Source organism: Paenibacillus sp. 10L310, from assembly GCF_056395745.1.
Window position 1 is genome coordinate 261,972 of the sequence record NZ_JBFTKC010000004.1, and the last position, 18,223, is coordinate 280,194.

The 18,223-nt window shown below is 40.5% G+C and carries 5 protein-coding genes; all 5 read left to right on the forward strand.

Going from position 1 to position 18,223, the window contains the following annotated elements:
• The first annotated feature begins 62 nt into the window (after positions 1-62).
• The 5 genes from AC1DE7_RS13310 (at position 63) to asnB (ending at position 18,219) form a co-directional block, all read left to right on the forward strand.
• Entirely contained in the window at positions 63-9,401 is a 9,339-nt protein-coding gene (locus tag AC1DE7_RS13310) for a non-ribosomal peptide synthetase (RefSeq protein ID WP_477534546.1), read from the forward strand.
• Positions 9,402-9,413: 12 nt separating this feature from the next.
• On the forward strand, positions 9,414-11,534 hold the full coding sequence (locus AC1DE7_RS13315; protein ID WP_477534547.1) for an HAD-IIIC family phosphatase: 2,121 nt from the start codon (positions 9,414-9,416) through the stop codon (positions 11,532-11,534).
• A complete protein-coding gene (locus AC1DE7_RS13320) occupies positions 11,527-12,744 on the forward strand; it encodes an ACP S-malonyltransferase (protein ID WP_477534548.1) in 1,218 nt (405 codons plus the stop codon). Before AC1DE7_RS13315 ends, AC1DE7_RS13320 begins: the two co-directional genes overlap by 8 nt.
• Positions 12,745-12,769: 25 nt before the next feature.
• Positions 12,770-16,243 carry a condensation domain-containing protein gene (locus AC1DE7_RS13325; RefSeq protein ID WP_477534549.1) on the forward strand — a complete coding sequence of 1,158 codons (3,474 nt, stop codon included), beginning with the start codon at positions 12,770-12,772 and terminating at the stop codon, positions 16,241-16,243.
• 110 nt (positions 16,244-16,353) lie between these two features.
• Positions 16,354-18,219: an asparagine synthase (glutamine-hydrolyzing) gene (gene asnB / locus AC1DE7_RS13330; protein WP_477534550.1), complete on the forward strand. Its 1,866-nt coding sequence runs from the start codon at positions 16,354-16,356 to the stop codon at positions 18,217-18,219.
• Positions 18,220-18,223: the final 4 nt, after the last annotated feature.

Sequence of the window (18,223 nt, forward strand, 5' to 3'; positions counted from 1 at the left end):
TGATTGTCGACGACTAATCAAATGGGAGAAAGCGAGGGATTATGGTGCCTACTGAAAAGAACATGGATGAAGCAAAACAGTTTTGGGAAAACGTGCTGGGGAACGAATCATATCCAGCTACAGATATAACCATGCGAGTACACCCGTACACCTTGTCAGAAGGACAAGGGATGGTTCGAAGAACGGTGGATCAACAGACAGCCGATCTTTTGAAACAAAGATGCAAGCATAATGATTCATTAATATTTACTTATCTTCTCACCATATGGAATACGATGTTCGGCCAGTATACAAGAAGCAGACGTATCGCTGTTGGTATTCCTAATATGAAATCTAATTACAGAATCCCTCAAGTGAGCCTGACATTACCTTACTTTCAAGACTTGAAGCCCGAGGCTAGTTTAAAAGAAATGTTGATTGAGACCAAGAGTAAACTGGATACTCTGTATGCACATGCTTCAATTCTTCCATTCGTTGAAGAAAATAATCAGCCTATGGACACACTGTACAATGTAATTATCGGCTATAAGCCTCTTCATGGAAGCCACATCATGGATAGTCTCTCACGACAGTATCCGATCGTTCTTTGGATGAGTAGCGCGTTGGACGAATTGGAAATAAGCGCAGCTTATCAAGCCGATTTTAGTGAAGAGCAAGTGCGAGTGATGTTGGGTCATTATGAACAACTACTTAGTAATTCACTTAAAGGTTCATCGGACGTCAAAATAAGTGAACTGTCAATGTTATCGCAGGAAGAACATACACAAATAGCTTACGTGTTCAACGAAAGAAAAATAGTGGAGGAACCAGAATTACCGCTACATAAGTTGTTTGAGGAGTATGCTCTTAGGTTTTCTCAGCGGAGAGCCGTACAAGATTCATATGAAGCATTAACTTACGAACAGCTGTCTGAACGCTCAGATCATATCGCTTATGCTTTGCTGGCTCAAGGCTTGAGACCAGGAGAGGTAGTTGCTTGTATCTGTGAACGATCTGTTAATACCATTTCCAGTTTGTTGGGGATACTGAAAGCGGGTGGCGTCTTCTTACCCATTGACCCGTCATCTCCAGCAGGAAGAATGGAATACATGTATAGAGATAGTGAGGCTAGAATGGCACTTGTCACGGCAACAATGGTTTCCAAAATGGAAAAATTTGAATCTGAGATCCTCGTCATAGAGGATGTAATACAGTTTGCTTATGAAAAAAATCAAGAATTCCCCTCTATTCCAATTCAGCAAGGTGCATGCATTGTATACACATCTGGAAGTACAGGAGAGCCGAAAGGCATTTTGTTCGAACATCAGATGTTACTGCATCACACTAGTGCTTTTGGTAAATATGTCGTTTCATACGAAGAACCTAAACATATTGGTTTGATTGCACCTTACTTTTTTGATGTTTTTTTGGAAGATGTATTCTATGGTTTGTTTAACGGACATACCCTCATTGTCATATCTGATGAAGCTCAACGAGACGGTAGATTATTAATGGAATACTTAGGTGATAACGAGGTTCATACATTGAATGCTACACCTACTCAGATTCGCATATTAATGTCTTCCCCCCCTCATTTATTTCAGAGGTCCCATGTAGAATTACTTTTAATTGGGGGAGAGCCCCTAAAGGAATCTTTAGTTCATGAGATTCGTGCAGTTTTTGGACAAACTGCACCAACCATTATCAATTGTTATGGACCAACAGAATGCTGCATTGATGTGACGGCTTATAACGTGGTTGAGACATCGGACTTACAGGGTGGCGCCATCCCTATAGGTAGACCTATCAAAAACGTAGGTGCATACATTCTTGGGTCGAACAATGAAATCTTGCCTGTTGGGGTGATAGGTGAACTCTGCTTTAGTGGAGACATATTGGCCAAAGGGTACATCGGAAAACCTACGGAATCTGACAGGGTCTTCATGCCTTCGCCATTTGTGTCAGGTGAAACATTGTACAAAACCGGTGATTTAGCGATGTGGCTCGCTGACGGTAACATTGTATTTATGAATCGGATGGATTCACAAGTCAAAGTCCGGGGTCATCGAGTCGAACTCAACGAAATTGAATGGGTTATTCAACAGCATAGCCAGGTTAAAGAAGCAGTGGTATTACATCAGAATGAGGAACTTTTTGCGTTCCTTGTTATGAAAGATGACTCTGCATTGATGGAGCTTGAAAAGGGAATTAAAGAAAAATTGCCATTATATATGCAACCTAAAAACTTTACCTTGTTAGAGTCTTTCCCCACAAATGCCAATGGAAAGTTGGATAAAAAGGCATTATATCCGTTGGTGAAATCAGAAGTTTCGGATAGTGGGCGTTCAGAACTCATAACAAATACCGAGAAAGTGCTTGGAACGATATGGAAGAATGTACTGGGTATCGAAACCGTAGGCAGAGAGGATCACTTCTTTGAGCGGGGTGGACATTCTCTAAGTGCAGCTGTATTGAGCGGTCAAATATATAAACAATTTCAGACAAATGTATCGATTAAACAATTGTTTGCGACACCTGAGCTGTATCATTTGGCCAAGTTTATTGATGACAGCGAAAAGGAGCAGAATACCCCAATATCGCCGGCTCCTGTGGCAGCGTTCTATCCATTATCGCTGGTCCAAGAGAGACTATTCACCTTACACTCAGCCCATCCTGACAGCACGGCATACAATATGCCAGGGATCATTGAAATAAAAGGTGCTTTGGATCGTCAGCAGTTGGATATGGCCTTGGAAAGAATAATTCAGAAGAATGAAATACTCCGAACCAAGTTTGAGGTGCATGATTACGAACCTGTTCAACGTATCTTGGATATTACCAAGTTCAGTTTAGACTGGCATCAGCTTAACTATGATAAGCTTCAATCTTTCATTGATTCATTTGTGAAGCCCTTCGATTTGGCGAATGCTCCGCTATTCAAGGTAAGTGTGGTCGAGTTGGATAAAGATTGGTTCTATGTACTGTTTGACATGCACCATATTATCGCAGATGGACGAACCTTCGAGATTTTAGTTCAAGAAATATTTGATTTTTATAATGGCACAGATGTTCCAGAAAAAACGATCCAATACAAAGACTTTGCATATTGGGAGAAAGAGCATACGAATAGCTCCGAGTACGTCCATTTGAAGGATTTCTGGATGAAATACATGGGTGGAGATCTTCCCCAATTGTCTTTACCTTATGATTATGATCGTAGCGAACATCAAACGTTCACAGGCTCCGTATGTTTCAAGGAGATCAAAGGCGAGACCGTACACATGCTTAAACAGCTTTCCAAGAAAAATGAGACCACGATGTTTATGAATATCCTTGCTGCTTACTATGTATTATTGAACAAATATTCAGGAGATCAGGAATTTATCGTAGGAACAACTTCATCTATACGCGATGATAGCAACCTGGATATGGTTATGGGACCGATGATTAATGCCATAGCTATCCGGCAAAATGTTGATCCCGAGATTGCCTTCTCGAAGTTGCTAGACCAGGTGAAGGAAAACGTGGTGAATGTATATGAGAATAAGAGCTATCCATTCCACCAACTGGTAGAGAACATTTCATTTGATCGGATGAACAATCAGAATCCTATATTTAATACCATGGTCATTATGCATCAGTTTAAGGAAGACTTTGATACCGTGGTCGAAGAGATGACGATCAAACCTGTAGCATTCGAAAATAAAATTTCAAAGATGGATCTTTCATTGGAGTTAACAGAACATCAAAATAGCATGACAATCTGCTTTGAATATAACACGCAGTTGTTTGCTCAAAGCACTATAGAAAGATTAGCCTATCATTTTGTTGAACTTTTAGATTGTATTGCGCAAAAACCTGATGAATGTATCAAAACATATAACCTTCTTTCTACAGATGAGCAAAATTGGCAAATCTACGAATTGAACCGTAACGAAGTTTCATTATCATTCGAGAAACCAATACATCATCTGATTAGAGAGCAGGCAAGGATAAATCCTGAACGAATTGCAATACGAGAAGGAAATGAAAACTGGAATTACCGGGAGCTGATGCAGCAAGCTGATGGTTTAACCAATAAATTGGTAATGAGGGGCGCTAGTGCTGGGAAAGTTGTCGGCATCATGATGGAAAGATCCTCTTCATTGATTGCAAGTATTTTGGCGGTGCTTCAAACGGGAGCAGCCTATTTACCAATAGATCCAATGTATCCTGAAGAGCGAATCAGTTACATTTTGGAAGATAGTCGATGTTTTGCATTAATTAGCGATAAACCTGTTGAGAAATTAGTAGGTGAGTGCAAATTCAACTTGGTTGTAAATTCAGAATCGGAACCTTTCGTGGAAACCCAGTGTGATGATACACCCGAAATTAGCATTCTCGAACCGGCGTACATCATTTATACATCAGGTTCTACTGGACAACCCAAAGGCGTAACGATTAGCCACCGGTCATTGTTGAATTATTCTTTATGGGCTGCCAAGGTGTATATAGGCGGAGAACAGGATGTAGCCTTCCCTTTATATTCTTCCATCGCTTTTGATTTGACGATCACCTCTTTATTTACACCATTGATCACAGGAAATAGCATCGTCGTATACAACGATCCACCCGAGGAGTCTCTCAAACGGATCATTCAGGATAACTTGGTCGATATTATCAAATTAACTCCGTCCCATCTGCGGCTAATGAAAGAAATGGAACTTGAGGGTAATCGCATTAAACGTTTCATTGTCGGGGGAGAAGCTCTGGAAACCAAGTTAGCTCGTGATATTGAGTCGATATATGGTAAGGGTACAATTAAAATATATAACGAATATGGCCCAACTGAAACAACCGTAGGTTGCATGATCTATGAGTTGGAGCCTGATTATGATTCACCATTCGTATCTATAGGTGTGCCAGCGGACAATACAAGGGTCTATGTTTTGGATAAGTATCTCAAGCCTTGTCCTTTAAGCGTGATTGGAGAATTGTACATCTCCGGTATGGGAGTTGGGATGGGGTATATTGGACAAGAAGAACTCACTAAAGAGCGCTTTATTCCAAATCCATTTGAGAACGGAGAATGGATGTATAGAACAGGAGATTTGGCCAAGTTAATGCCGGATGGCAATCTTGCATATGTGGGCAGGATAGATACCCAGGTCAAAGTAAGAGGATATCGTATTGAACTAGGCGAAGTGGAGCATTATTTGAATCAGAACCCAAACATTAAGGAGTCAGTAGTATTCGTTGAGAATGATTCTATTGGTGGATATGCATTAATAGCTTGTGTAGTACCAGCTAAATCGAACTCTCCCGATGGATTGAAAAACGTCGAAGAAGAGTTGCAATTGTATTTACCCCGGTACATGATACCGGACCAAATATATATTATGGATGAAATTCCGTACACTTTAAATGGAAAAGTGGATCGTAACGCTCTCGCCAAAAAACAGATTTCCACCAATCTTAAAACGAAGGAAAGCACAGATATCTCTGATCCAGAACGTATGGATACGTTGACAACGGCATTATCTGAGATGTGGACTCCTTTATTAAATGTTTCGGAGATAAGCATCAATGATAATTTCTTTGATCTAGGGGGGCACTCGCTTAAAGCAATCATGCTCCTTTCCAGAATCAAAAAGAAATTCGAAGTTGAGATTAGTTTGGAATCGTTCTTTGCCAATCCAACGATTGAGATGTTATCGGAACTTGTTGTGAGCCGCCAAAAACCAGTTATCCCAGCAATTAAACCTGTCGAGAACCAAGGTCATTACCCGTTGACATCTGCACAAGTGAGATTATATTTTCTTCAACAATTCAATAATGGAACCGTCTATAACATCGTTGAAAGCTTTGTTATTGAAGGTAACTTAGAGAAGGAAAAGTTCGAGTTTGCCTTGAGAAAAATGATTGAACGACACGAAATCTTACGAACCAGTTTTCATTTTACAGAACAAGATGGTTTGGTACAAATTGTTCATGATCCAGATCGTGTTCAACCACTTTTGGAATGGTGCAACTCGGCGTTGGATATCTCTGAATATGTACAACCGTTTGATTTATCTGCTGCGCCATTATTTAGAACAAGAGTGGTCCGATTGGGAATGGAGCGCCATGAAATAAAATTTGATTTCCATCATATTATTTTTGATGGCATTTCTATGGAATATTTCATCCGTGACTTTGTGAGTTTTTACAATGCAAAACATGAACTTCCTCCACTTAGCATTCAATATCGGGATTATTCCGTATGGCAGGAAGCGTTTTTACAAACGGAAACCTATGCTCAACAGGAGAAGTATTGGTTGGAACAATTGTCTGGAGAACTGCCTGTTCTTGCTTTTCCGACAGATTTTCCAAGGCCAATGGTAAAAAGTTTCAAAGGATCAGCTTTTCGATTCGAGGCAGATTCGTCCGTATCATCCCAGTTTTCACAGTTGTGTAAACGGAACGGAATTACATTATATATGGGACTGATTAGCCTCTTTGGATCGACCCTGTACCGCTACACTCAACAAGAAGATATTTTAATAGGGACACCTCTAGCTGGAAGAAAGCAACAGGAATTGGAAGGCCTTATAGGGATGTTTGTAAATACGACAGTACTTCGTCTTGCACCTTCAGGAGAAATGACCTTTACACAACTGATAGAAGCAGTCAAGAAAAATACTGTTCAGATGTTAGAGTACCAGGATGTTCCTTTTGAACAATTGGTTGAACGTCTCCATGTGGAGAGAGATACTTCGCGTAACCCCATTTTTGATGTTATGTTTGCTTTGCAAAATTATGATGATGGGGGCCTTGCAATTCAAGACTCCATAACGATTGTACCTATAAGTCCAGAAATGGAAAGTTCAAAATTTGATTTGACACTGTTTGCTTGGGAAGAGAATGAACAGATCTCGTTCTGTTTTGAATACAGTACTGATCTTTTCGAAGAACAAACGATTAAACGTCTCTCGACGCATTTTATCAATTTAATGCTCGATGTCATTGGACAGCCCAATGCGCCTATAGCACATTTAAATATGCTTGCAGATCATGAGAAGAGACATTTGAATGTGGATATTCGTTCTAGTTGGAAGGAAACCCAACCCATAACACTCTATCACTGGTTTGAACAGCAGTGTGAGCATACGCCAGAGGCTGTTGCATTAATTCACGATGACATTCAACTTACGTATTCCGAATTACATCGGCGTACTCAGACGGTGGCCGGAGCGCTTGCTTTAAAAGGAGCTGAAGCAGGGACGATTGTGGGTGTGATGATGGAGCGTTCCCCAGAAATGATTATCTCGATTCTGGCGGTGCTTCAAACGGGAGCAGCTTACTTGCCATTAGATCCCGAATATCCCGATCAACGTCTGCAATACATGCTGGATGATAGCATGACGGATGTGTTGATGACGGATAATCAAACCAACACAAAGATGCTTGCAGATTTTCAGGGACAGCGCTTTAACGTGCAGGATATCGAATACGATTATGTATCGGAGACTATTTCTGGAAGTTATCCGGACACCGAAGCATTAGCCTATGTCATCTATACTTCTGGATCAACAGGAAATCCAAAGGGAGTCAAGGTAAGCCATGCAGCCATTTGTAATACGCTGAAATGGAGAATAAACCATTATTCGTTTGGGTTAGGTGATAATACGCTTCAAGTACCTTCTTTATCCTTTGATAGTTCTGTAGAAGATATTTTCTGTGCATTATTGTCAGGAGCAACGTTGACATTAATGTCGTCGAAGGATCGATTGGATGTTACAGCACTAACTAAAATTGCAGAGCGACATAAAATTACTCATTTTCTGATGGTCCCTAGTATGTATGCCGCTATATTGGAAACTAAGCCGGATTTCAATTATCTTAAATCGGTAACTGTAGCTGGAGAATCAGTTCATGCGCATCTCGTAAACAATCATTTTGCATTATTCCCTGACGTGAGGTTGTTTAATGAATATGGGCCAACCGAATGCAGTGTTTGTACGACAGTTCATGAATTCAAGGCAGAAGATACACAAATTCGCATTGGAAAACCTATCGATAACATGGAAGTTTATATTCTGGATAACCATGAAAGAATAGTACCCATTGGAGTACCTGGAGAACTGTATATAACAGGAAAGGGCCTTTCCAAAGGTTATTTGAATGACGATGTAAAAACGAGTCAACGTTTTGTTCATGTAACCGAATTGCCAAATCAATTATTGTATCGTTCGGGTGACCGGGGGAGATGGTTATCAGATGGTACACTGGAATATTGGGGTAGAACTGACAATCAGGTGAAAATCAGGGGATATCGGGTTGAGCTTGAAGAGATTGAACGCAGTGCAATGCAGATGGACTGTGTTACACAAGCTGCTGCAGTAATGAAGAAAACCGATGACAGCCAACGTCTTGTTCTTTATGTCATCATGGATGCGAGCCAACCAATAGAAGATTCACAATTAAAGAAAGAACTTGCTCAGAAATTACCACCATTTATGACACCCGAAGATGTGATATTCCTGAATGAATTCCCTCGAACGGCTAATGGGAAGATTGATAAGTTGGAGTTGTCCTTGCGTGAGGATCTTACGGGTTTGATTGATCGTCCAATGGAGAATGAGTCGTTGAACCAAACGGAGGCTGTTTTGTTTGATGCATGGAACATTGTATTAAAACATCATCATATAAGCAGACATGACAACTTCTTTGAGGTTGGTGGTAACTCGCTCCTGCTAATACAGTTGCATGCCAGACTAAATGAAGCATTCTCGGGATTGTTGACGATTACGGATTATTTCACTTATCCAACCATTCGAGAAATGGCTCAATATCTGGATGACACAGTTACGGGTAAGGAAGGGTCCCGAACCAATGAGGCAAGCAGAGTTACTTTGGGAAGCGACCTTGCCGCTATGGGATTATCGGATGGAGCAATGTATCGGGTGATTTTGGCTGAGGAGAAAGTAAGTATTTTGAATGAAATGGCTAAAAGCATGGCTGTGGATATTCAAGATATTACGTTTGCTATTTGGGTATATACACTGAATCAGTATGCTCAATTGGAGAATATCTCCATTGATTTAGGGGTTTCCGAAGATTCTATCGTGCATTGTGATGTTCACTTGCCTGAATTTGAAAGCTTGGAGGAATTGGTGAGCTATCTCTATGAAAAAAGATATGATCCGAAGTCAAACAAACATGACTTTGAGATGCATTATCCAGATGGAGAAGCCAGTATTTTATATACATGGAAATCGTCCAGTTCCTTGTATCAAAAATACGATATTACATTGTTAGCACAAGAAAATGAAGAAGGACTAACCATTCAATTTATCGGCAGCTCCAGAATACGTGAGCAAACAATACAAGAGATTACCGAACTCTACGTCGCTATGATATCGGCTGTTTGTGACCAGGTTTCTAACAACACAACAGTTTGAGGAGGGGTTATATTGACAATTGCAGAAGAGAACACTCGTAAATTAGTGATTACATCGACTTTTGAATCGGACCCTATTGTGCCGCATATGGAATGGTGGGCAGAAAGAATGTTACCTTTCAAACTGAACGTTACGCTCCATAAGCAGCGGATGTTACCTGATTTGTTATACCCTAGAAGTCAGTTCATGAACTCATTCGATTATCGCGTTGTTTTTAATAGATTTGAGGATTGGATTCGTGACGATGACCACATGATGGAACCACAAAAATGTGAAAAGTTAGAGTATGCCTTTAAAGAAACATTAAATGCTATTGAGAGTGCCTCCCAAAAGGAGGCGCTCATCGTAGCCATCTTCCCTATATCCACCGAAGCAGGTTTAAGTAACACGCTATTTAGCTATATTACAGAGTTGAACCAACGATGGAGAAATGCTCTAAGTGGCATTTCCGGTGTTCACCTTGTGGATTTTGAACGCAGCCAAAAATTGTATGTCATTGAGAATCCGTTCGATTATGTCAAGGATAATCTGGCGCAGATGCCATTCTCCCAGTCGTTTGATGCAGTAATGGGGGCTTATCTCATAAGACAATTGCACGCTTTGAATAATCAGAAATTCAAAGTCATTGTGCTGGATTGTGATAATACCTTATGGGAAGGTATATGTGGTGAAAACCAGACAAATGTAGGAATAGATAAGCCGTTCCAATCACTTCAGCAGACCATGATTTCCAAAATGGAAGAAGGTATGCTCTTGTGCATAGCCAGCAAAAATAACGAATCAGATGTGTGGAATGTGTTCGAAAACCATAAGGATATGTTACTGCAAAAAAAACATTTCGTAAGTTGGAGGATTAACTGGAAGAGCAAGGCAGAAAATATTCGCGAGATTGCCCAAGAGTTGAACCTAGGAATGGACAGCATCATTTTCATAGATGATAGTCCACATGAGTGTTTAGAAGTTATGAATCAACTGCCTGAAGTTTTGACTCTAAAACTGCCAAAAGATAAAATGCAAATTCCTGCATTTTTATCCCATGTATGGGCATTAGACAAGTTGTTAATTACAAATGAAGACCGAAAACGCACCCAAATGCAGCTGACCAATGCACAGCGGAAAACATTGGAAACAAAGTCGCCGGAAGATTATATGAATGAACTGGGTCTCCAATTGTATATGGATGTGGCCGACTCTAGTATGATTCCAAGACTGGCACAATTGACTCAACGAACCAATCAATTCAACTCAACCATTATCCGAAGGTCGGAAAAGGAAATGTATGGATTGATGCAAGATCGGAATTATGTCTGTTGGGCGATTGAAGTTACAGACCGTTTTGGATCATACGGCCTTACGGGGTTAATCATTACGAAAATGATGCAAGAAGCATTGATTATTGATACCTTTTTGCTGAGTTGCCGAGTCCTTGGAAGAGGTGTTGAGGTTGCAGTATTCTCTTTGTTGAAAAAGTTTTGCTTGGAACGGCAACTAACCAAAATTGAACTTGTATTGATTAACGGAGATAAAAATAAGGCCATCCAACAATTTATACGAGATAACGATTGGATGGAACATGAGGTAGTGCACGAAGGAGAGCGAGTGATTACGATACCTGTGTCACGTATACCCGATGAAGTAAGCCATATCGTTTGTGTATATGGACAAGGTCTGGACGACGAATACTTGGAGAATGAAGAGCCAGCAAAGGAAACTGAAAGCAAAAGCGAGTGTATCGAATCTGTGGGTGAGTGGGATATATTCATTAATAATGAGAAGGAACTAACTCATGCTGAACAATATATCCCGCTCCTACATAGTCAACCAGCTGAGTTGAAATTTTTGCCTATGCAATCCAGGAGAGTAGAGCACGTTCAACAAGAGGGACTTTCTGAACTTGAAAAAATTGTGGAAAATGCCATATACAACGTTTGGGGAGAAAACGCCGTTTCTTGGAATGACAGACTTAATCTGAATAGTGAGGAAGTTTGGCATAAGTTTGCATTCCTATCTGAAATCTATCAAAAATTCGGTGTTGTCTTGCCAGAAGAAAAATGGGAAGAGTTCATCACGCGAGGTGATATCATCGATTTCCTCAAATTGGAATTGAGAGGAATGAACCCGTATTATGCATAAAACAATGATTCTTTTTCCCGGTCAAGGAGCACAGTTTACCGGTATGGGGAGAGCCCTTTATGACCATTACCCCATTATAAAAAGGACATTTGATGAAGCAAGTGATATCCTGGATTTTTCAGTGTCTAATCTATGTTTTAGTGGAACGTCAGAACAATTAAAGAGAACAATAAATGCCCAAATTGCTATTTTTGTGTTAAGTGTCGCAGCATACCGTCAACTTCAGAACATGCATCAATTGGCTCCCGAAATTATGGGGGGCCATAGTTTAGGAGAGTATTCTGCACTTGCATCTTCTGGAGCCGCATCGTTCGAAGACTTACTTCGCGTTGTACATTATCGCGCGCAAGTCATGGAGGAAGTAGCCGACTCGGGGAACGGAGCCATGTTTGCCTTAGAGTACGAAGTAAAAGACTTGCAGCATATTGAACAGGAGTGCGCTGATTTACGTTTAAACGATATGCAGATTTGGATTGGGGCGTACAATTCGGATAATCAGATTGTGCTGACAGGTAAGAGAAGTGATCTTATGAGTGCAGAGACGAAATGGAAAGAGAGAGGTTATAAGGTAATTCCTCTTCAGGTTTCCGGTGCTTTTCACAGTCCGTTGATGCACGAGGCAGGAGAACTTCTTGGAAGGCGTTTAAGAACAGTAGAATGGAGCCCTCCACGATGCACAATTATCTCTAATGTAACGGGTCAAGCTTATACGGGCGCTGATTGTATCGTGGAAAACTTGGAAATGCAACTGACCAGACCTGTGTTATGGACAAAATCGATGGAAACGGCCATTAGGCATGGTGTTACACACCTAACGAGTATGCCGCCTAAAAATATTTTTCAGAAGATGCTTCAATATATCGAAGGTGTAAACGTACATGCACTATCGAGCGTGGATGATTTCGAAAATTATCAAAAGAATGATGAATCAGAGATTTATAATCATCTATTGTCTATTGCAGCTGGTACTCGGAATTACAATAAAGATGTAGCTGAATATGATCGGACAGTTGTGCGAGCATACAAAGAGTTAGAGGCCATAAAATACAGCTTTTCAAGTGCACCGGGAACTGCTGAAGATCGAATCCATCGAGCGGGTCTATTGTTCTTAACTATTCTTGAAAATAAGAAGATACCTTTGGAGAGTAAAACAACGATCCTCCATGCCCTCTATCGCAAATATAACTTGAGAATAGAAAGCCAGGGTTAAACATCGAGCAGAGGAGGAAGCCACGATGATTAAATTGACTGACCTTAATATAAAACCATCTAACGCCCCATTCAATGAAATGACCATTCAGAAAATGGATAATAAAGACATTGCTATTATTGGGATGGAAGGATATTTCCCAGGCGCGGATTCCTTAGATGAATTCTGGGCAAATCTTCGTGAAGGCAAAGATCTGATCGGTGAGTTGCCGGAATACAGAAAGAAAGATGTAGACGACTATTTAAAGTATAAGAACATCGAGAATCCCCAGTATGTAAAAGCTGGGTTTCTAAATCAAATTGATAAGTTCGATTATCCCTTTTTTGGACTATCGCCAGCTGAAGCAAAAGCAATGGACCCCAATCAAAGGTTGTTTCTCGAGGTAGCATGGAGAGCTATAGAAGATGCGGGGTATGGAGGAAGGAAGTTGAGAGGAAGCGAAACCGGAGTGTATCTCGGTTTTAGCAGCAACGCTGGAGGGCTATATCAAGATTTTGTGCAGGATATCGCTCCTGAATTAGAAAATGTCGCAGGTAGCCTGAATGCGATCATCGCCAGCCGAATTTCCTACGTGTTGGATTTGAAGGGACCAAGTATGGTAATTGATACCTCTTGTTCATCTTCACTAGTTGCAATTCATACTGCAGTTCGAGCGATAAGAAACGGGGATTGTACGGCCGCTATATGCGGCGGAGTGAATCTGAGTATTTTACCGACAGAAAGTCAAAGCCAGATCGGTATAGAATCCTCTACGTCCCGGGTTCGTGCTTTCGCGGAGGGGGCAGATGGAACCGTGAGTGGGGAAGGAGTAGCTGCCCTTATATTAAAGCCGTTACTTGCAGCTAAAAATGACGGTGACCATATCTATGCGATTATCAAGGGAAGCGCAATAAACCAAGATGGCAGATCCGCTGGAATAACGACGCCTAATGTAACAGCGCAGGAAGAAGTGCTGATTAAAGCGTGGAAAGATGCTCGAATCGATCCGAGTACCCTATCTTATATTGAAACTCATGGGACAGGTACAAAGATCGGAGACCCTATTGAAGTTGAAGCTTTGACAAAAGCAATGAGAAGATTCACAGATCAAAAACAATTTTGCGCCATAGGATCTTTAAAATCTAATATTGGTCATTTGGATGGAACGGCCGGAATTGCAGGAGTCATTAAAAGTGTGTTGTCTTTGAAAAGGAGAGCGATTCCTTCTTCTCTACACTTTGATTCTCCTAATGAACTGATTGATTTTATTAATTCTCCCTTCTACGTGAATCGGGATTTCTCTTTATGGGAAGCAGGTTCCGGCATCCGGCGTTGTGGAATCAGTGCCTTTGGTATGAGTGGGACGAATTGTCATCTTGTCCTTGAAGAGTATGTGGAGAACGAACAAAAGAGTGCAATTATCGAAAAAACAAGTCAAACCTCGTTTGAGTTTTTAACTATTTCTGCTCACAATTACAGCACACTAGTTGAACTGATGAACGCCTATGCTTTGTTTTTGTCTTTAAATCCAGATGTTGACTTGAAAGCGCTGTGTTATACAATTAATACGGGCAGGGGACAGTATGCGGAGCGAGTATTAATTATGTTCCATAATTATGAAGATCTTGTCCAGAGATTGGAGTCGATCCGCTTAAATCCGCAAAACAACGAGATAGAGCATGTGTACTATACTAATCCTGCGGCGGAAGCGCCGTTACTGTTTCATCCGTTAGCGTTATCGGACTCAGTAAGTACGCTCTTGCATAGCTACTTGCAAGGTGACCAGGTTCAGCTTGAAAGTCTGTATGAGAAACCGGTGCCTAAAATATCATTGCCTGTGTACCCATTTGAAAGAATTCGATGTTGGTTGGATGTAACAAACCAATCTCTTCTGAATAATTCTTCCAATGCAGGAGACGCCGATACCATTCAACAAAAGGTGATCCAAATTTGGAAAGAGGTCTTAGGATACAGCGAAATCAATGTAGACGCAAATTTTTACGATTTGGGTGGAGACTCTATATTTGCTTTGAAAATCATCAATAAATTAAGAGAACAACTTCATATAGATCTTGAAATTAGCCAATTATTAGTCAGTCCGACACTTTACGAGTTCGCAAGTTATATAGAATCACAATGGGACAAGAAACAGATGGTATCCCTCGACCATATTCATCGAACCCATAAAAAAGAAGAATTTATACCTCTTACGTATGCACAGAGAGGGATATACTACGCCCTTCAAAGAACAAAGATCAATACAAGCTACAATATGCCTGGCTCCCTGGACATTTATGGGACCTTGGATGTAGAGAGAGTGGAGCGCTCTCTTCAAGAACTGGTTCTTCGACACAGCCAACTACATGCATCGTTCCACTATATTAATGATATGGCTATGCAAAGGATCGAAAAACACGATTTGGTCATTGAATACTTACATTTGGAACCCCAATCGACCATGGAGTCATTATATAGAAATTTTGTACGTCCATTTGATATTACGAGCGATTTTTTGTTTCGGGTGGCTATAGTAAAATGTGCGGCGACACATCATTGCCTCTTTTTCGATGTACATCACCTTGTATCAGACGGTGTTTCTATGAATATTCTAATGGAGGATTTTGTTGATTTATATCATGGTCATCCGATTGAATCTAGCAGGTATACCTATGAGGATTATATAAACTGGCAGAAAGGTGAAGAAGGGAAACAGACGCTAAGGAAACAACAGCAGTTTTGGAGAGGACAATTCAAGGACGGAGTCCCTCTTCTTGATATGCCCACAGACTTTAGCCGTCCGAATGTAAGAAAGGGTACCGGGCAAGATTTACGAATGGATATACCCACCTCTTTAATTAGAAAAATTAAGGACATTGCCCATGAGGAGCAAACGACCTCGTATACTGTGTTGCTCTCAATATATGTATTGTTATTACACAAGTATGCAGGGCAAGAAGACTTGGTTGTAGGTACACCGACTTCGGGGCGATCCCGTAGTGAGTGGGATAGAATTGTTGGAATGTTCGTTAACACGCTAGCACTTCGAATGAAAATAAATAAAGAGAATACATTTAGGGTGTTTTTGCAATCTATTCGTAAAACAGTTCATGATGCACTCAATAATCAGAGTTACCCTTTTGAACTCTTGGTTGAAGAGATTGATTACTCTACTCCATTAAATCGAAACCCGCTATTCGATACGATGTTCATCATGCAAAACAATAAGTCTAGCATTGGAGACATCGAGGATTTATCTTTTATAAGCAAACCTTTTGTCAATGATACTGCTAAATTTGATTTCAAAATGGAAATCTATGAACAAGATGAGCAGATGGCGATTGTATTTGATTACAGCACAGAGTTATATCACGAAGCTACTGTGAAAGCATGGTTAGATGATTATATTTTCTTAATAAATCAAACATGCGGAAATATGGATCAACGCATTGTTGAGCTTGAGCTAACGGGAAGTGAGAAAAGTAAACAGACCATGATCAATTTTAATGACGATCTGACCTAGTGATGGGTCATAAGCAGCTACATTGGATTAGAATTCACTTCTGATTGAATCGTTCTCATTGATGTGGAAGTCTCATCGAAGAAACTATGCAAGAATGTGTGGAGGGTCATATGTGCGGAATATGTGGAGTATATAACATGCGTTTTAAAGAACAAGTCATCGTTCCAGGTACGTTGGAACAAATGACGCAAGTTCTTCATCATCGGGGCCCTGACGATCATTCTAAATATATTGGGAATCGAGTTGCTTTTGGATTCACTCGCCTTAGTTTGATGGATTGGGAACATGGTCAGCAACCGTTCTCTAATGAAGACGGCACAGTTATTGCTATATGCAATGGTGAAATTTTTAACTATGAGAGCTTGAAAAGCTCCTTACAATCTGAGGGGCACGTTTTACACACAAAATGTGATATGGAAATCATTCCTCATCTATATGAAAAATATGGTATGAAGTTTATGCAATATATAAACGGGCAATTTGCTATTGCATTATATGATTCAGTTCGAGAAGAGATGTATTTGATTCGGGATCAGGCAGGAATATGCCCTGTGTTCTACACGGTGAATAACGATGACTTTATTTTTGGATCGGAGATCAAATCCATCCTCCATCATCCATCTGTGGAAAGAAAAGTAGACTTGGTTGCTTTAGATCAATTACTGACTTTTCCCAGTATTATAGCTCCCAGAACATTATTTCATGGAATTTCCAGCTTGGAAAGCGGACACTATTTACATATTACTGGTAACCGCATGGAGAAGGTTCAATATTGGGATCTCGTTTATCCCAAGTCGCACGAAATAGAAGATTCATTGTGCGAGGAGCAGGATTACATTGAAGAACTGGACCATATTTTTTCCGAGGCTGTTGGAACTCGGCTAACGGCTGACTTCCCGGTAGGACTTTATGTCAGTGGGGGGTTGGATTCTTCCATGATTGCTTTGAAAGCTTCTCAACTTTCACCATCGCCAAGGAAGTCGTTCTCCGTTACATTTGCTGATAAAAGTATGAATGAGTCTATCTATCAGAAGTTAGTTGTCGATGAGATTAAATCGGAACATTTCCAACACGAATTCGATATTCGTGATATCACTGAACATTTGAAAAGTGTGGTTTGGCATTCGGAAACAGCACTTAAGGAGAGTTATAATACAGCGTCCTATATGCTGTCCAAGCTGGTGAACCGTGAAGGTATTAAAGCGGTCTTAACCGGTGAAGGAGCAGATGAGCTTTTTGCAGGCTATGTAGGCTATCGGTTTGATCAATTTAACGCCAAAAAGGGGACTCACTCCATCGCTGAAGAGGAGGTTGCCATACGAGAAAGGTTATGGGGGGATGGCAGCTTTTTCTATGAACGGGACTATAGTCAACTGAGACAATTGAAGTTAAGGCTATATGGGGAGAAAATACTTCCTGACATTGAATCCATAGATTGTCTCCGGTATCCTGTAATCTCTAAAGAGAAGATTGCGGATATCCACTTGCTGCATAAACGTTCCTACATTGATTTCAAGTTGAGACTACCGGAACATCTATTGGCAGGTCATGGCGATCGCATGGCATATGCGCATTCGGTTGAAGCGCGTTACCCTTTTCTGGATTATAAGTTGATGGAATTTGTCTCCCGAAAATTGCCACCCCACTTAAAGCTTAAAGGGTTTAATGAAAAATATATTCTCAAAGAAATAGCACGAAGTATGGTTCCTAACGAGATTATCAAACGGCCGAAATTTGCTTTTGTCGCTCCCGGAAGTCCCGACTTAATTAGAGAGGCAGACGAGTATTTGATTAACCTCCTCTCTAAAGAGCGATTAAAGAAGCAAGGCTACTTCAATCCAGATTTTGTGCATGAATTGGTGGAGCAGTATAGTCGTAATGATTTCAAATTAAACCTCCCTTACGAAAGTGACATACTTATCATTATAATTACTTTTTGTGTATTTTTAGATGTGTTTGATATGCATGATTTATAAAAGA